This is a genomic window from Micromonospora sp. NPDC049102 (assembly GCF_043197485.1).
GTDB lineage: Bacteria > Actinomycetota > Actinomycetes > Mycobacteriales > Micromonosporaceae > Micromonospora.
The window spans coordinates 21,583-44,102 of the sequence record NZ_JBICTE010000033.1; the positions used below are offsets into that span (position 1 = coordinate 21,583).

Annotated in this window: 10 protein-coding genes; 3 read left to right on the top strand and 7 right to left on the bottom strand. The window is 68.0% G+C overall.

Annotated features, from left to right (window positions below):
* Nucleotides 1-151: 151 nt before the first annotated feature.
* Nucleotides 152-4,885, top strand: a complete 4,734-nt coding sequence (locus ACGFH9_RS25485) for a hypothetical protein (protein WP_393223796.1) — start codon at nucleotides 152-154, stop codon at nucleotides 4,883-4,885.
* Nucleotides 4,886-4,957: 72 nt separating this feature from the next.
* Here ACGFH9_RS25485 and ACGFH9_RS25490 read toward each other — a convergent pair whose 3' ends face one another.
* The 3 genes from ACGFH9_RS25490 to ACGFH9_RS25500 all read right to left on the bottom strand — a co-directional run bounded on the left by ACGFH9_RS25490 (nucleotide 4,958) and on the right by ACGFH9_RS25500 (nucleotide 17,142).
* On the bottom strand, nucleotides 4,958-5,764 hold the full coding sequence (locus ACGFH9_RS25490; protein ID WP_393223799.1) for a hypothetical protein: 807 nt from the start codon (nucleotides 5,762-5,764) through the stop codon (nucleotides 4,958-4,960).
* Between the two features lie 26 nt (nucleotides 5,765-5,790).
* On the bottom strand, nucleotides 5,791-6,105 hold the full coding sequence (locus ACGFH9_RS25495) for a YbaB/EbfC family nucleoid-associated protein (protein WP_393223801.1): 315 nt from the start codon (nucleotides 6,103-6,105) through the stop codon (nucleotides 5,791-5,793).
* 84 nt (nucleotides 6,106-6,189) lie between these two features.
* Nucleotides 6,190-17,142, bottom strand: a complete 10,953-nt coding sequence (locus ACGFH9_RS25500) for a hypothetical protein (RefSeq protein ID WP_393223804.1) — start codon at nucleotides 17,140-17,142, stop codon at nucleotides 6,190-6,192.
* 1,377 nt (nucleotides 17,143-18,519) lie between these two features.
* Between ACGFH9_RS25500 and ACGFH9_RS25505 the strand changes: the two genes are divergently transcribed.
* Entirely contained in the window at nucleotides 18,520-19,110 is a 591-nt protein-coding gene (locus ACGFH9_RS25505; RefSeq protein ID WP_393223806.1) for a hypothetical protein, read from the top strand.
* On the opposite strand, the gene ACGFH9_RS25510 is transcribed toward ACGFH9_RS25505, so the two are convergent.
* A complete protein-coding gene (locus tag ACGFH9_RS25510) occupies nucleotides 19,011-19,613 on the bottom strand; it encodes a hypothetical protein (RefSeq protein ID WP_393223809.1) in 603 nt (200 codons plus the stop codon). The genes ACGFH9_RS25505 and ACGFH9_RS25510 overlap by 100 nt on opposite strands.
* On the opposite strand from ACGFH9_RS25510, the gene ACGFH9_RS25515 reads away from it, so the two are divergent.
* The gene (locus tag ACGFH9_RS25515) at nucleotides 19,612-20,256 is read left to right on the top strand and encodes a hypothetical protein (protein ID WP_393223812.1); all 645 of its coding nucleotides are present in this window, start codon (nucleotides 19,612-19,614) and stop codon (nucleotides 20,254-20,256) included. The two genes, ACGFH9_RS25510 and ACGFH9_RS25515, sit on opposite strands and share 2 nt — an antisense overlap.
* Before the next feature lie 71 nt (nucleotides 20,257-20,327).
* Here the strand turns inward: ACGFH9_RS25515 and ACGFH9_RS25520 are convergent, their stop codons facing one another.
* The 3 genes from ACGFH9_RS25520 to ACGFH9_RS25530 all read right to left on the bottom strand — a co-directional run.
* The gene (locus ACGFH9_RS25520; RefSeq protein WP_393223815.1) at nucleotides 20,328-20,648 is read right to left on the bottom strand and encodes a WXG100 family type VII secretion target; all 321 of its coding nucleotides are present in this window, start codon (nucleotides 20,646-20,648) and stop codon (nucleotides 20,328-20,330) included.
* Between the two features lie 18 nt (nucleotides 20,649-20,666).
* Nucleotides 20,667-20,987, bottom strand: a complete 321-nt coding sequence (locus tag ACGFH9_RS25525; RefSeq protein ID WP_393223818.1) for a WXG100 family type VII secretion target — start codon at nucleotides 20,985-20,987, stop codon at nucleotides 20,667-20,669.
* Nucleotides 20,988-21,005: 18 nt separating this feature from the next.
* Nucleotides 21,006-22,520 (bottom strand): hypothetical protein (locus tag ACGFH9_RS25530; protein WP_393223821.1); only part of this gene is annotated, 1,515 nt, incomplete at its 5' end.

Sequence of the window (22,520 nt, forward strand, 5' to 3'; positions counted from 1 at the left end):
TGTCCCCACAACGGACGGGAGGGGTTCCGGGTTCAGTCCGCAACAGGCGAGAAATCGGAGCCGGGCAGGGACGTCGTGTCCCACGCATGAGGACTACGGCCGATCCGTCCCCTACTGTGAGGCTGAAATCTCCTACTGTGGGGAGGCATGCGTGGCGGACGGCGCAGATGTGGATTGTCTCGAGTTCGTCACCACGTGGGTGCGGTCCGGTCAGTACCTGAGCGTGGACAAGACCACCCTCCCACCCGAGGTGCGTCTCGCCGAGCCAGTGGCTGGCCTGCACCTGATCCATTCGATCTCGGGGGCGACCGCCCCCGAGATGACCGCGCAGGCTCTGCTGGCACAACCGCTGGGCGTGCTCGCCCGCGCGGTGGATGCCCCGCCGATGTCGGTCGCCGCGGACTTGGATCTGGACGCGGCGATCACCCGCGCCGACGCGCTGCGACTACCGGTCCGCCTTCTCGGCAACACGTTGGCAGGCTCGACCAGTGACCGGGTGCTGCCGATCGACGCCCACGGGATTCCCGCCGAACCAGCCACCGCGGAGTACGTGCTGGTGCTGCCGGCGACGCATCTCGTCGCCGAGCACTCAGCCGGCGAGCTCGGTCACGATCTCGGTCGGATCGTCCCGGGACCACCGATGCCCGGCCAGGTCCGCCTGGCTGGTGACCGGGTCGAGCTTGGCCTGCCGTTACCCATCGTCGACGCCCGCTTCGCCGGCATCGACCTGACGGACGTGCCCGCCGGCGAGTTCCGGACCATCGAGGGCGGGATCAGGGGACTCTGGCGCGATCTGGCGAACCTGGCGGTCGGACACGCGACGCGGGTGCGGGTCACCCGGGCCGGCATCGACGCACCCGAGGACTTGCTGGCAGTGCGCTCACCCGACGGTGTCGCCCTGCTGCGCGACACTCCGACGGGCGCGCAGGCCACAACCCTGCCACGCCACCCAGGCACGATCGAGGTCAGCCCGGCCATCGTCTCGGCGGAGCTGGACGCCGCCGCCGTCCTGCGGGAGCCGTTCGCCGGTGCCGTGCCGGCAGTGCACCCGGATGTGACGGCGGCGGCGGTCTACCTGGGCGGCCGAGGCGGCCTCCTACTGCTCGATCCCGACCAGACCGCGCAGATCGACGCCGCCCGCAACTTCCGGGCGGACCCGACCGAATATCCGGTGTTCGTGCACGGCACCCCGGCCGGCCCGGTCGTCGGGGGCCGGCTGATCACAGCCGAGCAGCTACGCGATCTCATCGCTGCCGACCCCCTGTCCCGGGGCAAGACCATCATCCTCGTGCAGTGTGACGCGGCCTCGTCGACCACAGTCGTCGATGATTTCGCCGCCGCGTTGTTCGCGGCGTTGCCACGCGAGTACCCACGCGTCGTGGCGATGGGGGGCATCGCCGCGGTCCAACCAGGACCCGTCGAGTCCGACGGGCTCACCGAGGTGCTCGTCACGCGCACGGACCTCACCCCCGACGGCCGGTTCCGGCTCGTCGCCGGCGGCATCCGCACCTATACCGACGCTGACGCCCTGGCCACCACGACCCCGGCACGCGTCCCAGTGGTCACCCAGCACGGGCCCGCACTCTCCAGGACACGCGGGGGAGACGGTGTACGCCTCACCGACGCATCCGGTGCGGTGCTCACCGGTGACGAGGCGCCGACGACCGAGACGGTGCGGGAACTGACCGGCATCGGCACAGCCATCGACTCGACCGTGGTCGGTGTGCCGTTTCCCTACACATTCGCCCAGGCGTACCAGGCGGTTGAGATTGCCCGTACCGCTGCGGCCAACGCAGCGGAGGCCATCGTCACGTGGGCCACGCAGGCAGGTGACCACGCGCTGGCGCACGCCGGCATGCTGTTCCACGCGGCCGACGCACTTCAGCACTCCGACCCGGCACAGATGTCAGCCAACGTCTTCGAGCGCCTCAGAGCGAACGATATCGAGAGGCTCCGTGGCGAACTGGTGCGGCTCGCCAAGTTGGCGCAAGACGGCATCCGGACGCGAACCGGAGCGCTCAATGACGCGGTCCTCCAGGCGCGGCACGTGGTAGCGCATATCGGCAGGGACCTGAACCAGCGCGGCCGACTGCCTGGGCTACGCCCGCACGTCCTTCCCCAGCACCTACCGAACTTCGACAAGATCAGCCAGTATTTGCACCTCTCCGCGCAGGGTCACTACCGCACCCCCCAGGAGAATGGTGTGCTCAACAGCCTGTACGCCCACTTCCGTGGGACGCAAGGCGCTCTGTCCGCTCTGAAGACCATTCTCCACGAACTCGACACCAGGCTGACAACGCAGGCCACCCAACTGATGGCGTCCGGCACCAATCTGGAAACCCAGATCGCCGCCGTCGAAGCCGGTATCCCCTGGGAAGAGTCCTGGCTCAACACCTCACACGAGGTCGCCGAGACCGTCATCAGACGGGTACGGGAGAAGCTCAGCTACGGCCCAGCCAACAACGACGAGATCATCGCGCGCTACAACAATGGCGCGGGAGCCTTGGTCCGTCACGTTTATGCACCCGTGTACCGAAAGTTTCCGAACGACACCGACGCGCTCCGGTTCTATAGCACCGAAGCCTTCATGGCCGCTCACTTCCGCACCGGCGTCTGCGACGAATACGCGGCCGTGGCGCTCGCCGAACTCGTCGCCAGGCCGGACATGGTTGGCGTCCCGATCACGCTCGTGCACGGCAACGTCCGCGATCGGGGCCAGCTACGCGGTCACGCCTTCGTCGTGATCGGCCCACTGGGACACCCGAACGCGCTCGTGGTGGATCCGTGGCCCCTGTACCCCAGCGCCACACAGGCGGGGCAGCACATCGCGGAGATGAACGCGGTAAACAGGGCCTTCACCTTCGTAACTGACAGACCGAGGGATCTCTACGCGTACGGTCGCCAGCAGGTCCATTTACACCTCCTGCCCCGCTTGCGACATCCGGTGCTGCAGCCGGTTCCGATACCGGTTCTCGCTCCCAACCCAGGTTCGTTCAGCACTCACTACACGGATCGCTCAGCCGAGGCGACACGGATGAGATATGCCGCTACCGTCGCAACCAGCGGGGTGCACGCCTCGCCGCAGGACGTCGCCGTCTACCTCCCCGGCGATCAGCCCGGTCTCTACCTGCTCGGCCGGGATCAGCAGCACCTCATCGACGCGGCACGCGAGTTCCGGGCCGGCGCCAACGAGTACCCGGTGTTCATCGACGGCACCGCCGCCGGACCGGTGATCGACGGCCAGCTCATCACGGACGAGCAACTGCGCGACCTGATCGTCGCCGACCCGAACTCCGCTGGTCGCGATATCGTCGCCGTCATCTGCGATCTGGCCGTAACCCGCGCCGGCACCACGTCACTGGATGATTTCGCCACCCGCCTGTTCACCCTGCTACCCGCCGGAAACAGACGGGTGCTGGCCGCTGGCGGGGTCGCACAGGTCGTACCCGGCACTACCAACGACCTGACCGAGGTGGTGATCTCACCGACGGTGCTCGGCGACGACGGCCGGTTCCGTCTTGTCTCCGGCGGCTTCCGGGAGATCCGCGACGCCTCCGCCGACGGACAGGTGTCGGGCCGTACGCCGATGGTCGTGCAGCACGGCCCGAGGCTGTCGCGCGCCCGCGTCGAGGCCGGCGTGGCTCTCACCGCCGACGACGGAAACCTGCTGACCGGGGGCGACGCCCCGGCCGTGACCGACCTGACCGCCCTCGGCCTACCCGACCCCGCGCGTATTCAGCGCCTGCTCGACAGCGCAGACCGACAGGCGGCCACTGCCACCGAACAGCCGGTCATGCCCACCGAGGCGGTTGGTCCCCCGAGTTGGCGATTGCGGCTGACCCGCGGTGTCACCGAACACGGTGCCGTGCACGTCATTTCCTCGAACAGCAGGCATGCGCCGCAGCGGCTCGTCAACCAGCTGGCCGAGGCAGCGGATGCGGAGCACCCGGTGATCCTGCTGGGCGCTCCGGGAGCCGGCCGGGCCGCGCTCGCCGAGGACGTCGCCGCGTTGAACAACCTGCTCGAACAGTTCGCCCAACGCGACCAACTGCCCGTCGTGGTCACCCGCGGTCGGGCCGACACCAACCTGCTCGACGTGGTGGCAAGGTACGGGGCGGCACTTCTGCATCCGACCCTAAACAAGACCAAGGGCTCGGGGTTCGGCAGCCTCCAGATGGATCACAGCTGGAAGGTGACCACCCCGCCGCGGGAGGGAGGCACTGAGACCTCCAGCGACATCTGGGACAGGATCACCGCCGACGTCCTGGACGCGGCGGCCAGGCTGGCCCGGCCGACCGAGGCCGTCGCTCGGGTCGACGACGCCCTTGGCGAGCTGATCTGGGCACCCGACCTCACCGTGAGTCGCGAGATCTTCCATCGACTCGAGGAGCAGTGGTCGGCCGAGCGGATGACGACTGCCCTGGCCCAGGTCGGGAAGATGATCGAACGGGTGCCGGGTCAGCCCGAGTTGAGCATCTTCGCCCCGGTACTCGAGCTGGGCGCGGTCGGTCAGGCCGACATCGTCTTCGACTACGCGGGCGCGGACGAGGCGCTACGGCCCAAGGTGCTGCTCGACTCGGTGGGCCGACTGGAGACCGCCGGTCAGCTCAACATGCCCGTCGACGGCGGCCTCACCACCGAGCGACTGGGAGCGATGGTCGAAGCCGTCGGTGTCACCGACATCTCGGTCTCGGTGCTCAGCGTGCTCGGCGACATCAAGGCTGGCGAGTTCGAGAACGCCCAGAGTTTCATCGCGGCCAACAGAGGCAAGCTCACCGTCGAGCAGAAGAAGCAGTGGGTCGACGCCATCACCGGCCTGCAACCCTCCATGAAGAACCACACCGACGAGCTTCGCCTGTTGTCGGCGGGCGTTCTGAACTGCTGATCCAGCCCTGACCACGTACGGCGAAAGGCGCCGGGCCCGACGCGGGCCCGGCGCCTTCCGCTCACCGACGGGTCAGACCGACCACGCCGGTACGACGTCGACCGGCCGGAACAGCTCGGCCAGCGCGCGATGCCGACCGATGTCGGTGACCGGGGGCAGCAGGTAGTTGCCGGCCCGGATCGCCGCCAGGAACTCCGGATCGGGTGCCAGCTCGTGGTGACGCAGGTAGTACGGAACGCTGTCGGTCCATACCCACAGCCCATCGGTGCGGTGATCCAACGGAACGACGTTGCCGCGCTCGGGGTCCACCACGTCGATCATCCGCTCGGTCGAGGTGAGCAGCAGCGGAGCGTCCTCGAGGTAGCGCAGCACGGCGTCGCGTTCAGTGTCGTCAAGCCGCTCGTGTTCCGGGGCGAACCCCGGGCCAGTGACCGGATCCACCACATCGAAGGCCCGCGCGATCCGCATGCCTTCCCCGGCCTCGGCAGCCCACAGCAGCGCCGCGCCGCGCCGGATCTGCCGCTGATACGGCGATGCCTCCACGTAGGTCCCCACCAGCTCGACCAGGGTGCCGTTGTCGGCTGCCGTGGCCTCTGCAAGGCGGCTGCGGAACTCGGACGGGTCATCGTCGGGCCGGTCCACCTCAATGAGCAGGACCCGGGTCACGTCCGGGCCGGGACCGGTGCGCCACGCCCGCCACAGTGCCACCGCCCCGGGCAGCTCGGCCACCGCCGACCGGGCCGCCTCGTCCACCTCGTCGACCGCCGCCTCGATCAGCGCCGAAGGTGGTCCGGTCAAGTCCACCACCGGTGGGACCTCGATGCCTGCCCGGACCAGCTCCGCCCGGCGGACCGGCTCGAACTCGTACTGCTCTTCCATCAGGTTCTCCTCGATCTGGGCGGGCTCTAGAACCGACCGGTGGATCGAAGCACGTCCTGAAGGCTCGCCATCCGCTCGGTGGCGTGCTCGCGGAGCTGAGCCGCAGCGTCGCGCAACGCGAGCAGGACGGTCTCTTCGACCTCCTCGCGCCCGCCGGCGACTACCTCGTCGTCGATGTGCAGCCCCTTGACCTCACCCGTCGGGGTCATCGTGACAGTTACCGCGCCCCCACCCGCGGTGCCGGTGACCTCGAGAACCGTCATCTGGTCCCGAACAGAGACGAGCTGGTCCTGCAGTTCCTGGGCCTGCCGCAGCAGGCTGTCCACGCTGTCGTCCGCCATACTTCGAGCGTTGCAGCGGTTCAGGGAGTGCCCCATAGTCCTCTTGTAAGGGACAGCCGACGTCCGTCGGGGCTACGACGCGGCCTAGCAGTCCATGATCCGGTCTCCCAACTCGACCATCGCGGGGTTGAGGACGCGGAGCGACCTGACGAACTCCATGAGCTCGGCGCGGGATCCCTTGCGCACGTCGGCAGCACGGTCGAAGGCCCGCTTGTACGCGTCGGCCTCGCCGTTCAGGAACTGGTCGACGTTCTCGAGGATGGCAACCACGGCCGCCGCCTCGGCACCCATCGACGGCAGCGCGGCCAGCAGATTGAGCAGGCTGGCCAGCGCCGGTGGGCTGGCGTTCCCGGCGAGGGCCGACAGGATCTTGTCCAACCCGTCGATTCCAGGCTCGCGCAGGAAGTCGCGCCCCTCGTCAATCCTCGCCAGAGCCCGTAGTGCCTCGTTGTCCGCCCAGCGCTCGGCGGCCCGGTTCAGCTCGACGTCGAGCCCGCTCAGCTCGGCGTCGACGAGGGCCGGCGCGTAGTGGGCAACGCTGATCCGGGCGCGGATGTCACCGACTAGACGAGCGGCTTCCTCGTCCACCCGTGCCCGGAGGAAGCCTTCGAGGGTCGTCCGCTCGTCGTCCGCCGGTACCGACCCGAGCGCCTTACTCAGCCGGTCCAGCTTGGACATCGACGCCGCCAGCTGTTTCTCGACGGAGATCTGCCGCCGGGCCTGCCCGGCGAGCATCGTCAGCACCTGGTCGAGCTGTTCCACCGAGTTGGTGGGCTCGGCGAGCAGCCGGATGTACGCGTCCAGCCCCTCCCGCCGCACGGCCTCGGGGGCGCCGGCCGGCAGGTCGGCCAGGAATCGACTGTACGCGGCGGCGAGGCCGAACTGCCCGTGTAGCGCCTGCACCGCCCCGTCGCCAAGGTCCGGGTGCTTCGGCATCCCGAGCAGCTGCGTCGCGATGTGTGCGATCTTTCGGGCCTCCGGGTGGAGGTGGCCGTTCTCGGCCTCGAACTGGTGCAGCTGCGCGCTGACCATCTTGTCGGCACGCGCCCGCCGCTGCTCAGCCTCGGTGATCTTGGACAGCTGCCCGACGACGGTGTCGACGAGCTTCGCATGGTGCTGCTCGAAGAGGTCGACGGCGGCCTCGACCCGCGAGCCTTCGTACTTGGTGGCCTCCCATGCCTGGCCGGCGAGCCGGCGGACGGCCTGCTCGAACTCTGCCACCAGTCGGTCGACGAGCTGCGGCCGCCCGCCGCCCAGCCGCTGCCGCAGCGCGCCCACGTCGTCCGCCGAACGGCGGAACGCGTCGACCCGCTGGAAAAAGGGCTCCCGGACCCGGAACTCCTGGATCAGATCGTGGTAGTCCCCGCGGGCAATGTCCTCGAACGTGGCACCGGACGGACGGTCGAAGATCTTCACCCCCGCAGCGGCGAATTCCTTCTCCAAGTCGACGTGATGGGCATCCAGCGGCCCGGCGCCCAACCACAGCACGGTACGCCGGAAGTCAGCGGCGAAGTCGGGCGCGGTCAACCGCGTGTGAGTCAGAGCCGGCGGTGTCGGCGCCGATTCGGGCTCACCCAGGACGTCGCGCGCCTCGGCGACCAGCGCGGCTCGCAGCTGGGCGGCGAGCGCCCGTACGGCCGGGCTGATCAGGCCCCTGTCAGCCCAGGCTCCGACGTGCCGATCGAGCTGTTCAGTGAGGTCCTCGACCGGACGCGCCGTCAGCCGATCGGGGAGAGCGCCGTCCTGCAACGCCGCCCGCACGCCGTCCCGTACGCGCTCACCGAGTTCGCTGAGCTGGTCGAGTTCCCACGCTTGGACGCCCGCGCTTCCCCAGAGCGCGCTTAGACTGGCCACCACATCGTCGATCGAACCGGCCAGCCTGTCGATCAGTTCGGTACGCCGCTGATGCTCGGCCAAGCCGTCAAGAATCCGGGATTGCCGGGACTGCCAGTGTTCACTGGCGATGGTGACGGAGCCCACCGAGTCGGCGTAGCCCGCGTAGTGGCGGTCGAAGGCCGCGAGGATCGCATCCCGAACCCGCGGGTTGGCATTCTTCTCGTTGAGTGCGCGGTCCAGCGCGTCGCGGTCCGCGCTGCGCCTCCGATCGTGCTCCGCCCAGCTATCCAGCCAGGGCGTAATTTTTCCGACGGCATCTTCGTACGCCCGATCCCAGGCATTTTCGCCGCCGTTCCAGTCGTGGGCGAACGTCGCGTCCACCCGGGACAGGACGTGCGCAACGAACGCCTCGACCGCGCCCGCGGCTGCGGCGTCCGCCTCCGAATTCTCCCGGAAGGGCCGCAGCACCTCTGCCAGGCGATCGACCAGCGCGGCTCGATGGACGGCGAAGCCAACCCCATCCCGGACGGGCATCTCACTGACGAGCGATTCGGGGATCTCGATGATCGTTTCGTCGGCGATCTGCCGCATGAGCGCGTCGCGCTCGGCCGGACCGAACACCGCGGGCAGCTTGGCGATGCGGTTGACGTCCAGGTACGGACGCAGCGCGTTGCCCAGCGCCATGGCTTCGGTCGCCGGCATGATCTCCCGTGACCCAGTGGTGAGCGTGTGAATGGTGAGCCAGGCGTCCAGATAGGACCCAAAGCTCCCCAGCCACTCGGCCCACGCCTTCTGCGCCGCCCCCTCGAACACCGACTCTGCGGGGTAAGTGCGGTCGAACTCGTCCGTGACGGCGGCGACGAGCGCGGCTTCGGCCGCCCCAGTCGCGGCGTCGTCTATGGTGAACCGCAACCGCTCCCAAGCCTCGTCGAGCTGCGTCCGGAGCCCGCTGGCGATGCCGGCTCTGGCATCGGCCCACCGGGTCTTCGCATCGATCCAGGTCGGCGCCTCCATCAACCGCCGATCAAGGACACCCTGCCAGTACTCGGGCCGAAGGTCCCACCACCGCGCGTGCGTCGCGTCGAAGTCGCGCAGCACGTCGGTCCGGAACGCCGTCACCGCCGCGTCGTCGCCGCTGACCGACTCGAGTTCGTCCGCAAGCCGTGCTCGCTGGGCAGCGACATCGTCGCCGGCCGGTACGGCCACCGGCTCCTCGGTGAACCACTGTCGAGCGGCCTCCTGCGGACGGTGGTGCAGCCCGATCTTCTCGGCGTCCCACTTCGTGACGTCCCGGGTCAGGTGAGCGGCGAGGTTGGCCTGCTCCTGCACGCCGAGTGTGGGCGGCAGGAGGCGGCTCCTCCGCAGATCCAACAGTTCGGCCACCGCGTCGTCGACCTGCCCGATCATGCGATCGGCGATGTCCCACCGCCCGTTTTCGGCGGACCGCGGACCGTGGTTTTCGAGGACCGTCTCGCCGATGCGGTCGGCAATTCGCATGCCGATCTGCCGTACCGTGAGCCAGCCGGAAATCCGTCCGATGAGCTGATCGAGCCGCTGTCGCCACTCGGCGTCCTGCGTGTCACCGAACGGAATTCCAGGCCGATAGGTCGCCTCGAACTCGAGTGTGGCCCCGTCGAAGAATTCCTGGGCGGCCTTTTTCGCGGGCTCAGACGCCGGCAGCTTTTCAAGAGCGGCGTCCAGCGCCGCATCGAGGCCGGCGCCGAACTCGCGCCGCGCGTCGACCGTCCGCTCCCAGGCGCTGATCCAGTCGGCCTTGGCGTCAAGCCGCTGGTCGAGATCGGCGTTCCAGGTCGCCCGGTTGAAGTCCCAGTCCACCTCGTTCGCCGCGTCGAAGCGGCGAAGCTGTTCAGCCCGGAAGGCCTCGTCCGCCACACCCGTGCCCGGCACCTCCTGCAACAGTCGCTGTTCCAGCAGTGCCCGCTCGGCGGTGAAATCCGAGGCGACGAAGTGACCGGCCCAGGCCGGGTCGTCGCTGATCGGCTCGGCGTGGACCGAAGCCCGCAACAGGTCGCCGATCTGCTCGGGCATGGACCAGGCGATCTCCTCCGCCAGGCGCTCCTGCTCGCGGAGGCCGAGCGACGACGCCAGGCGGCCTCCCTTGCCGAGGTCGAGGTACGGCTTGACGACCTGTTCGATCGCGTTCGCGTACCGCTGACGCTGCTCCGGGTACAGATCTTCCGCACCCGAGACGAGGTTATGCGCCCGGTCGGCCAGTACCCACACGATCTGCCACACCTGAGAACGTTGGAGTACCCACTCGTACTCCCGCCGCCAGGCTGCCACCTCGGCAGGGCCGAACTCGTCTCCGGCCGCCACGCTCGCCGTGACGTGCGAAAGCGCCGCCGCCCGGAAAGCCCCGGCCGCTGGCCCGGAGACCCTCGTGGCGAGGTCCTGGTCCATCTCGCTCACCAGGTGCGCCCGGATCATCCGTCGAGTTACCGCGCTCTTCGCCGTGATCAGTTGGTAGCTGACGCTGACGGCCGGCGCACGCCAGTCGCGCTCGAAAGCGGCATCGACGGTGGCCAGAACCTCTCGCCGGTACTCCTCGATCGCACCGTCGAGGTGCCGCAGAGCGGGCTGCTCCACGGCCTGGTTCCTGACGGCGACCCCAGCTTCGACGAGCGCCGCATTCAGAAGCTCTTCGGTACGGGCCCGCCGAGCGGCGAAGTCGTTCCCTTCCCGGAACGGCACCGGCTTCGCGCGCAGGCGCTCGGCGAACTGGTCGCGGACCGTCGGTGCCGCGTCGGCGAGCAGGGCTCGACCGAGAGACTCCTGCTCACGCGGCCCCATCGAGGCTGGCAGCGGACTGGTCGCCGACACCTGGAGGTACGGTCGCAAAGCCTGCCGCACCGCAGCCTGATCGGCCGTCCCGACGCTCGCGACGGCTCGGTCACCCACCTGTTGGGCAACCAGCCAGGATTCGACCCTCCCGAACACGCCGTCGAGACGTGCCTGCCAGACCGCGACTTCCAGGTCGCCGTACGGGCGGCCCTCCGGATGGACGCGGTCGAACTCCTCCACGATGTCTTTCTCGAGCTGCGTCAAGGCCTTTGTCACAGAAGAGTGAAGGCCACGCCGAGCCTCGGCGAGACGCTCCTGCACGACGGACGGCAGCGCGGCCTTGTCACGGTTCCGGCGCACGTAGGTCGTGACGAACTCGTCGGCGTCCGCGAGGTCGCCTGTCACCTGGCTGTCGAGCTTGCCGCGGTCGAACGCCCAGCCCGCGTCGGCCAGCTTGTCGAAACGCCCGAGTGCCCGTCCGGTAAGGATCGACTGTGCCTTCTGCACCAGCTCGCCCGGCTCGTGTCGCGCCACAACGTCACGCAGTTCATCGTCGACCCGGGCGCTCAGCGCCGCCCGCTCGGCGGCCAGTCCCGCCCCGGGCAGGGCAGCCACTGGATGCAGCCGCAGCGACTCGACGACGCGTTCGCCGAGCGGGGCCACCTCCTCGACGGCGGCGGCCTCGTCCAACCGGGCAGCGATCTCGCCGGCCAGCGTCACCTGCTCCTCGACACCTATCGACGGCGGCAGCATCGCGTTTGCCGACAGGGTCAGGTACGGCGCGAGAACATCCTTCACCGCCTGCTGGAGCCGCTGCTCGACCTGGGCCAGCCTGGCCGCGTCCTCCTCGGTGTGGATGCCCTGCATGCCAGCGACGTGTCGGGTCACCAGTTCCTCGGCCCGGTCGCCGACCAGCTGGGTGGTCACCCAGGAGTGGAACGAGTCGTCCAGTCCTTCAAACCTCTTCTCCCACGATGTCTTGTCGGCGAGCGTGACGTGTGACGTGGCCATCTCCCGCCGGACCTCGGCGAGGAACTTGACCCTGAAGGCACGTCCCGCCGACTCCAGCGCTCTCCTACTGGTCGAATGAGGCTCCAGAGCAGCAAGCGCGTCAGGCAGGGCGTGGTCGAGGCCGGTGGTGATGTGCTGCTCGATCTCGCCGCGCAACGCCTCGGAGTTGATACTCCGTCCGATACCGCTCAACATCTGGTCGAACTGGCGCGCCCAGGAATTCCGGTCGAAATTCCAGTCCTGCTCGTGCAACTCGTCGAGTTTGCCGAGCACGTCCTGGCGTACGACAGCAGCGGAGGCGGCCCACGCGGAGGCGGTCCACGCGGAGGCGGTGGGCACCCGCGACTGCCGGCCCAGCTCTTCCGCGATCGCCTCGTCGAGGCGCACGACGGCCCGCGCCCGCTCCCCGACGAAGCCGGCCTGCTGGACGTTCGGCACCGCGAAGTTGGTCGATAGCTGTTGACTCACCTGGTCCACCACAGCCCTCGCCATGGCGCGCGCCGACTCACCGATTCCCTCGGCGCCGAGCAGCCGGTCGACCTCGAGCTGCACCCCGGGGCCCATCCCCGCCAGCACCTCGCGCTGCTCGGGAGAGCCGAGCGATGGCGGCAGCGCACCAAGGGCACGCTGCCGGAGCGCCGCGCCGAACTCCTTGGTTACCAGCTCACTGACGCGCCGTGGCTCCACATTGAGTGGATCACCGGCGTGCCGGGTGACGGAGTGCCGGGTGACGGCTTCGTCGGCGATGGCCTTGACCCGTCGTTCCATCATGCTGATGGTCAACTGACTGTCGATCGAGTCGCTCAGAGTCTGGTAGCGCTTCTCCCACACGCTTGTGGAGTTGACGCTGCTCTTGGCGCCACGTATCTCGTCAACGAACGAGCGCTTGATGATCGCCGCAGCCGCCTCGGGCTCGGCGCGCTCGACGCCCCGCAACCCGAGGCGATCCACGGCGGCGCGCAGGTCGACGTCGAGACGCCGCTCCAGGCCGACGAAGAAATCCTTCCGTCGCAGCTCGGCGAGGTGACTGCCGTACCGGTCACCGTTTTTCTGTTCATGGCCGAGCCAGGCGGAACGGTCGGTCGGTTTCCGCAGGTTGAAGTCGCGGTCGGCCAGGAAGTCGGCGCGGTGCGCGGCGGCCAGGTCGGCGACCTGTTCGGCTCGCGCCGGGGCGCCGGCACGGGCGGCCGCCGCGCCCTCGATGGTGTGGAACTCCTGCGCCGCACTCCTGAGGTTGGTCAGCGAATCGAGCTCGCCCTCCACCCGGCCCGACAGGCCCGCGCGGAACTCGTCGAGCTTACGCGCCCACGCCTCGTTCGCTGCCGGGACCGGACGGTCCGGGGTGAAGATGTCGTCGAAGGCGCGACGAAGGTCGGTGGTGATCCGCGTGCCGATACGGTCCACGCTTGCGTCCTCGAGGAGAGTCCGACCCGGAACTGCGTCGAGGCGACGCATGAGATCGTCTCGGACGAAGCGCACCATGTGCGGCTCGGCCAATTTGTCCAGTTCGGCGGCCAGGCGCTCGTCGTTGGTCAGCCTCTCGATCCGCGCATTTTGAGCGGCGGCCACTTCGTCGTTCCAGTTGCCGTCCAGCGCGGTAGTCGAGCCGTCCCACTCGAACAGGGCCTTGTCCACCCGGCGGACCAGATCGTCCCGGAACCGCTCCAACTGCCCCGGGGTCAGGTCGGACCGAAGGCCCGCTGCCTCTCTCATCTCCACCCGGGCGACGACGGCTCGTTCCAACCGAACGACAACGTTGTGAGCCAAGGCCAGGCGAGTATCCAGAAAGGCCGACGTCTCGATGTGTGGGTCGGCACGGAGCAGTGAGGCGTACGCGTCATGGACCCGCTTCTGGACCACGGCCACCTGCTCGGAAGTGACGATCTTGTCGATCGCCCGCGTCACGACCAACTCAGCCGGATCCGCGACCGCCTTCCCGTGGCCCGCGCCGAACGAGCCACCCTCCCCGAAAACCTTCTCGTACGCGTCCAGCGTCAAGCGGGACAGGGTGGAGCTGATCTCGTCACCCACCCCGCCCACGCCGGCCCTCGCCTCGTCGCCGATCGCGCGGCTCCTCGCGAGCCCGTCCGTCAGCGCGCGATCGCCCTTCAGGTAGGCGATGACCTTGCCGCCCAGGTTTTCCACCAGGTCGGTGATCCTGGAATCCACCGTGGCGGCCCCAGCGAGGTTCAGGCCGCTCTTGGCTGCGTCATCGACCTCCTTGGCCGCCGTCTCCGACCACCGGTCCCAGAAGGCGGTGAAGCGTCCGTCGGCCCTCGCCACGGCGTTCAAGGTGATCAGTTCGGCGTCGTTGGCCTGCCCCGTGCCGGCCGTGGGGAACAGTTCGGCCCGGTCACGCCCGACAGCATCATGGCGCCGGAAGGTCTCCTCGGCGGAGCCGCGCAGCTCGCCGGCCCGGGCCTCCCAGCGCACCTGCGCGTCGAGGCGCCCGGACAGCGAGGACCGCAGCTCGTCGTACTCGCGACTGAAGCCCACCGCGTCGGCGTAACCGTGCCAGCCGTTCCGACCGCCCAGGTACTTGCCGAACAGCGCCTCCACATCCGCCTCGTACGCATCGAACAGCTTGCCGACGGCTTTGGAGGACGGCAGCTCGACGGACAGTTCGGCCGTCAGGAAGTCCCGCCCGGCCTGCTTGATCACCAGTCGCCGGGTCTCGGCGAGATCGAACGCGCCCTCGTACATCTGCCTGCGGGCCAGCGTCGTCGGGTCTGCGAGATCGTCGACGACGTCCGGCACCACGTCACGCCCCGGACGGCTGAGCCAGGTGATTCCGGACCGACCGCCGATCGTCGGCATCCGCTCCGCCAGCTGGTGGATCTCCCGTACCACGGCGTCCGGAACGTCGACCCCGGCTACGCCGACCACCACGGGTCGGTCGCCGTTGAGCTCACCGAGCCGGACGCGGAATGCATCCGCGACCGACGTCTCCGGCGGACGGGCCCACACGCCCCACGAGTGGGATTCGAGGGTCCAACCCCCGCTCAGCCGGTACACGCCGGACCGGGATTCGGCGACCAGATCGAACGGGGCGTCCACGACCGGTTTGCCCGAGCGCCATTCGACGGCGAGGTGCGACAGGGTGGGTGCGCCGGCACCGTCCACCGGATGGGCGAGTACCTCGCCGGACGCCGGACGGGACTTGAAGGCGACGGTCAAACCGGTCGATCGGGAGACCGCCGCCAGCGCGGTGTCGTCGAGGAACGGCGCGTGCAGGACCACGCCCTCCCGCGCCAGCCGGCCCAGGCCGACGAGGTCCACCTCCGGACGTACGCCGGGGCCGGCAACGATACGGAGGCCGCTGGGCATTTCCTCCATACCCCGGGTGGCCTGTACCAGCGCGCCGTCCGCGACCGCCTGGCCGGCGTCGAGGTGTACGACCAGCCCGCCGGACGTCGGGGTGACCGCCAGGCCACGACCTTCCAACACCTTGGTGAGCTCGATGCGGTACTCGGTCCACACCACCGGTCCGCGGCCGGACCCCAGCCGGGCCTCATCCGCCAGATCCCTCAGGACCTCGTCGGGAACACGGGCGCTGCCCACATTCGTGATCCCGTCGTACGCGCGAAGCCGCTCGTGAAGGTACGAGGCCCCGAGCTGATCGGACATGCTCTGCGGAAGCTTGGCGAGCGACTGCGGGTCCAGCGCGCGGAAGTCCTCGATCGCCTGGTTCCGCACGGCAGCCAACCGAGGGTCCTGCACCGGCGGCGCCGGTTGTTCGCCCAGCAGGGGCTTGCCCTCCACTGCGGGCGTGTCACCACGCCGCGCGGGCGCGATTCCCGCAGCCCCACCGCGCTCGGCAACCGCCTCGGCTTCGAATGCGTGTACTGTCTGGGCCTCCAAGCGGGTCACCAGCTTGTCCCACCGCGCCAGATCCGGACCACGACGACCTATACCGCGCAGCATATCGACAACCGCCGCGCGGTACTCCTCGCGGACCGCCTCGATCGCCCGCATCGTGTCAACCGAGGCCGCGCCTCGAAGTCCGGCGGCACCTTCTCCGATGCCGCTAGTCAGGCGCTGCATGCCGTGATGGACGAACCCCTCAATCCGCAGCTGCTCGCGCATGCCCTTCAAACGGTCGGCCCACGCCTTCTGGGTGGCCTCGAACTTGGCGCTACCGGGCAGGTGTCCGCCCTCGTGGACCGGCCGCCAGATGCGCTCGAACTCGTTGTTGACGGAATTACGGAAGGACGTCCGCCACTGGGCCGCCTCCTCTTTCGACAACGAATCGATGGAACCCAGCCGTCCCCTGGTGACGGCGGCGATGTTCCTCGCGGTCCTGGCCTCGGCGTTGAAGACGGCGTCGATGTCCGGGCGGAACCGCTCAGCGGCCGCAGCAATGCGCAGGGACACCTCAAACCGCGCGTTGAGGTGGGCGTTCGCTTCGTTGAGTGCCCGCTGCGGGTCCTGGCCGGGCCGGAATTCGGCGCGCGGCCGAGGCGAAGCGACAACACCAGCTTGGACGTCCTCGACGTACTGGTTACCGATCCTCTTGGTGACGCCCGCGAACTCCTCGTCGCGGGCACCAGCCCACAGCCGCGCTTCGGTCTCGACCTGCCGTCGGACCTCGGCAGCCTCGTTGGCCATCCGCACCGACTGCGCATCGTTCCGCTGCAACGCGATGGTACGGGCCTCGCGGTAAGCGGCCACCTTCGCATCCGCGTCGAAGAGGACACGGCCCTGGTCGAGAGTGGTCGGGCGTTGGGTCTCGGGGTTGTACCGCCCTCCACGCGCCTGCTGGGTCCGGAAGTCCCGGATAGCATCCCGGAAATCGTCCATCGCCTGGACGAACTCGGCACGGTTGCTGCTGCCGAGACGGTTGACCAGCGGGTCGAATTTGGCCCCCGGCATGCCGGCGCGCCTGACGATGTCGTCCGCCACCGCCTTGACGGCGCCGTTCAGCTCTCCTCGGACCGTGGCCGAGAACTCGTTGCTGATCATCGTCCTGATGGCGGGTAGTTCCTTGGCCACCCCGGCCTCGGTCGCGGCGAACGCGGCGAACCGGTCCAAGATTTCCCGGTTCTTACCGGGCAGCTCACTGGGATGCCGCGCGAACTGCCCGGTGGCGCTCTCGCGGACCGCCGACCAGTACTTCGCCTTCGCCTCCGCCCCACTCGCGGCCCGCAGTTCCTTCGCCGCCTGTTTCGCGTCGGGAACCCGCTGCTGCACGTCCGACCTGGAGGCGGTCAGTTCCGTGTGCCGGCCGGAGAGATCACGGGCGGCCGCGTCGAGATCGGCACGAGCCGGACGGGCATCACCCGCGTCGGACCGGAACGCGGATCGGTCCAGCGGCGTACTTCCGATCGATTCGGCGTCCGCCGCGCGTGCGGTCCCGGGTGCCGGCGTACGCGGTCCGCTACTGGACACGGCAGGGGTACCGTCCGTGGCCCGTGGCGCGGTGGCTGGCGACCCCGGCGTGGTGGCTGGTGTTCCCGTCCTCGGTGCCCCGCCGGCACCCACCGCTGTCTCGGCGAACGACGTTTCGGCACCTGCCGGCCGACCGACGGACGTCACCGACGGCTTGGGCGCCGTAGGCGGCGACGGCAACTTGCTGGGTAGTTGCGGGTCGACACGCGGCGCCCTGAGCGCCTCGCGTGACGGCACGGTGACCTCGGCGGTGGGTGTGCCGGCCTCCGCCCCGGCAGCGCGTGGCGACGCGGGAGGCGCCCCGGCGGCGTGCTCGGACGTGCCGAGGCGCGGCCCGGCGACCTCCGCCCCGGACCGCGGAGGGCTCGGAGTCTCCGTGACCGGGCCGACGGCCTTCCCGCCCGAGGAGGCCCGGGACGACACGTGGGGTTCCGCGCTCGCCGTACTCGTCGGCGGCTCGGCGAGCCTCCCGGGGCCGTGCGTCCCGTTCGGTGTGGTCGGTGTGGTCGGTGACGGCTCTCGACCCATACTGCCGTTCAGCGGCGTCCGGTGCTGGGTGGTGGGCGCATCCGACACAAGGCGGGCATCGGGCGGTAGACCCGGCCGGCTTTCCAACGGCGTACCGAACGAACCCTCCGAGGAGGCACCCGGCCGAGCCTCCGACGGCGCAACCACCCGAGCCGGTGGTACGCCCGTCCGAGCCCCCGGCGGCTCAACCGCTGGGGGCTCCGGCGATGCACCCACCCGAGGCTCCGGCGGCACACCCGCCCGAGACCCCGGGCCATCCAACCGAGCTTCCGGAACGCCCGCCCGACCCTCGCCAGCATTCGGCCGCGGCGGCACCGACATGGGGCCATCCCCGCTGATGCGGACGGATGTCGGCGGTTCAGCTCCCGGACGTGCCTGGGGTACCGGTCGGCCTGCGCCGTCGACCGGAGCACCCGGGAGTCGCTCCGGCGACACGGCACCCCGCGCGCCCAGCGCCCCGCCCGACACGTCGAAGTCATGTCCGCTGCTCGGGGAGATCCGACCACTCGCCACACGCGTGGGTCCCGCGGTGGCCGGCACGTCGGGGTGAACACCGGTCGAGCCGGCCGTACCCAGCCTCGGGCCACCCGCTGCCGCGTCGATGTGCTCCGCGAAGGACGATTGAGCTCGGGTGCCGCTGATGCCCGTGCCAGCGCCGCTGGCGTTAACTCCCCTGGAATTCGGCGCCACCACCGGGACGTCGACCGTCCTGCTGGCACCCACGCCGGGAGCGCCGCCACGTAGGCCACTGAAACGGAGCGTCATGAGGCCGCCGAACAGAGCACCCACACCGGCGCTGATCGCCGTATACTTATTCAGCTCGAGCTTCCCACTACCCGGGGTCACAGCGTGGGCGATCGCGCCGCCGGCCATTTCCATGCCGAACGACATCGACCCGTACACCACCAAGCCGAGGGCGAAGTCGAGCACAAACATGGCCACGGTGCGCGCCAGCCCGGCCAGGCTCGTCATGCCGATCAGCAGGTCGGCGACCGCAGCGAGAACCGGACCGAGAACGAACGTCAGTGGGATCAGAAAGATACTGAAGATGGTCATGATCCACATCAGGATCGTGTTGGCTTTTTCCTTCGCGATCGCCTCATCCCACTTACCGGCGATCTCGTTGAGTTGATCCGCCCACTTGCGGGCCGCCTCGACCGTCTTGCCTACTTGCGTGCCGACACCGCGTACTGCCCTGCGCATCTCCTCGCCCGCCTGGCCCGTCCACACGATGTCGTTGACAACGCCATCCTTGTAGCCGTTGAAGTACTCCAAGCGGTTAGCCTGCTCGTGCCACTTGGCAGCGAGCGCACGGATCTTGGCGGTATCGGGGTGCTCCATCAGCTATTGCCGTACGAGATCTTGATCGGGTTGGCATCCGAGCCCTGTGGTGGCGCATCACCGCCGCTTGCCGACTCCAGATTGTTCGCGAACTGTTGAAACATTCGGAAGATCTGATTCTCGGTGCCGTCATAGTTGCTGGCCGCCTGAACGGCGACACCACGGATCAGCCCGAAGATTCCCGGTTTGGGGTCTTTCTTGTCATCGACCCCGAACAGCTCGGCCTGCACGTTGTCAAGCCGACGGTTGAAGTCTTCCGCAGCAGAGGCGGACTCGCCAGCCCAGCCGAGTTTCAGGTCGGACCAGGCGCTGCCGATCCTGTTCCAGCACTTCACGATCTCGTCGAGCTCAGCCACCATCTCGACGTGTGCTACCTGATAGATCGCCCCCGGGTCGACTGACAACACACTCAAGGCGTCGTCGTAAGAGGTCGGGGCTCCCGACGGGAAAGGGTCCGACATGGTGGGTTGCTCCTCAGATTCCGGACGCTGAGCCAAGGCTAGTGTCGGGAGCGTGACGACCGCACTGCCCTCTTTGAGACGCCCGCGTCGCCTCAAAGAGGACGTTGCTGTCCGGGCGCAGACCGCGTAGAAGTCAGACATGGCAGAAGGTGCGAGCATTGTTGATCTGACCCAGACCTGGGACGACGCCAAGACGCTGAACGGCGACACCGCCAACTTCACCAGCCCGACAGACGCCGCTCCGAAGGCTCCGGCGATCGAGGGCGACGGCAAAGGCGGCTACAAGAACGACAAGGGCGAGGCCACCAACGACAAGGGCGTCCGCATCGACGGGCAGGGCAATCCGCTCGACCCGCCAGCGCCGGCAGGGCAGAGGTTCCTCGTCCAACTCGACCACATCCACCGCGCGAATGACGCCATCCTGCACGAGGCGAAAAATCAGATCGCTCAATTCGAGGCGTTCCGCGACGAGGTCACGCGGGACGAGGCCTGGATGTTCGTCACCGACGATCCACATAAGCTAATCCCGTATTACCATCCGGCGAAGAATGATTCCAAACATTCGGAATACGGAAATATTGTCAACAGGCCGGCCGGCACCTACGCCGACGTGGTGGACCGCAACCCGCAGAACACCGCGGATACGATCCAGGCTCAGCACAAGCTGCTCCAGGCGTGCGGCAGCTCCATACATTTGATCGGCACGTTCAGCGGCCTACTCAACGACGCCGGCCAGATGTACGCCGGGGCCGACCGCGCGTCCTGGGCCCAAGAACCGGAATGACCCGCAGGGCCGGGCGAACGGTCGGGGGCGGTGCCGGCTTGATCCGGCACCGCCCCCGATTTATAACGTGATCAAGCGCCTCTCGGTCTCCAAGTGTTGAGGCACTCCCATTCGCAGCGGGAGTAGTTGTTCCAGTTCAGATTGAGCGCCGAGGCGATCAGGCCGAGGACTCCTTCGGGACCGAATAGGCCGTCAGCGGCGAGGTTCCACTCACCCTGAAGACCCTCGTAGTAGGTCTTGGCATCGCCCTGCCAAGTCTCGGAGAGCGGCTGGAGCTTACTCTTGAGCGCATCCAGCTCGCTGACGATCTCGGCCGCCTTGCCGTTGAGCTGCGACCCTGCCATCTCAAGCTCCAACGGAACCCGCAAGCTACTGCTACTGGGATCGGGCATGAGTCCTCCTTGTTTCGGTTAGAGCCGGGCACCCGGGATGTCGCCGTTGACGGAAACCAGGCTGCTGATGTTCGCCTCTTCGGTGTCGATGTAGTTGACGGCATTGCCGCGCAGACCGCTGGCGATGTCCGCCAACGCGTTGTGCAGCATCCTCCCGTAAATATCGAAGTCGGTCATCAGCGCGTTGAACTGATCCGACGCGACGCCGTGCCACTGCGCCTGCAGGTTGACGACGAATGACCTGAGGGCGGCCAACTCCGCGTCGATTTCGCCGTTCGTGGCGTCACAACTGCCCGCCGCCTCCGTGACCATCTGCGGCGTTACCTGTAAGTTCTGCACTGCCTCCGCCTTTCGTAATTATCGAGGGCTGACCGAGCCGTTGGCATGAAAGTCAACCGGGGTCAAGTTGTTGAGGTTGCCACCCTCGGCGGCCACGTACTGGTTATAGGACCGCTCGAGCGCGATGACTGATTCGTGGAGGATGGCCTGCACGGCGTCGCTGATGTTATCGATTTTCTGGGTCAGCATTTCGTACTGCCGGCCGGCCGGGCTCTGCCATTCGTGAACGATGTTTTCCGACTGATGCTGCAAGCGCGCCAAATGACCATCCAAGAGGGCCGCCTGGGCCGCCACGATGTTCTTGGCGACAAGCAGCTTTGGAATTTCCACCCGATATTCGAAGCGCGTGCCGTCCGGGTTGATCTGGTAGATCGGGTGGCCCTGGGAATCTACGCCGATCGTCGTTCCGTCCGAATACTTGGTAACCGTCCAGTCGCCGGTGTACGAGATCGAAATGCTCTTGCCGTCCTTGGTGCCATAGGTAGGACGGCCTTGGTTATCGAATTTGGTGTAGGTCCAGCCGTCCACCACCATGGAGGTCACATGGCCGTCACCGGTTCGGTTCACGACAGTTCCGTCGCCGTACCTCCACGTGCTAGAGCCATCGTGACCGTAGGAAATGGTGACCTTCTGCGGTGGCCCACCGTTCTCGGCGGGGCTGCTGCCCGCTAGCGGACGACCCTGGCTGTCAAAAGAGCTGAAAATCCAGCCATCGGCGACCATCGTCTTCGGATTGTTATCCGCGTCCCTTACGATGACGGTCTGGCCACCACCGGTGTCGGTGTACCTCCAAATGCTCAGGCCGTTGGCACGGTACTCGATGGTGACGTCACCATTCGCACCGTGTCCCGCCTGCGGCCGGCCCGTGTTGTCGAAATTGCTAAACGTCCAGCCATCCTGAACCATGGTGAGCGGCTGCCCGGACGCGCTCCGGGTCAGCGTCATCGTGGTGGCGCCGCCAGCATCGTGGTAGGTCCACGTCGACGTACCGTCGGCTCTGTTCTGGATACTTACCGTCTGCGGAGGATTGCCGTCCGTCCCGGGCACTCTGCCGTGGACGGGCCTGCCGTTGCCATCGAACTGGTCGAAGACTATGCCGTCGGAAGTGGTTTCCCGGATGATCCTGCCCGACAGGTCCCGCTCTACGCGAGTGCCGTCGCTATACGACCACGTACTGCCACCATCCGCGGCATGACTGATCGCCACCGTCCCCCGACCATGCGGCAACACCGCATGCGACGGACGACCCTCAGCATCAAAGGCACTAAAAACCGTGCCGTCCCCGGACACCTGCGACGTCAGATGATTCGAACCGTCATACGACACCTTCGAACCATCGTCATACGACCACGTACTACCACCATCCGCGGCATGACTGATCGCCACCGACCCCCGACCATGCGGCAACACCGCATGCGACGGACGACCCTCAGCATCAAAGGCACTAAAAACCGTGCCGTCCCCGGACACCTGCGACGTCAGATGATCCGAACCGTCATACGACACCTTCGAACCATCGTCATACGACCGTAC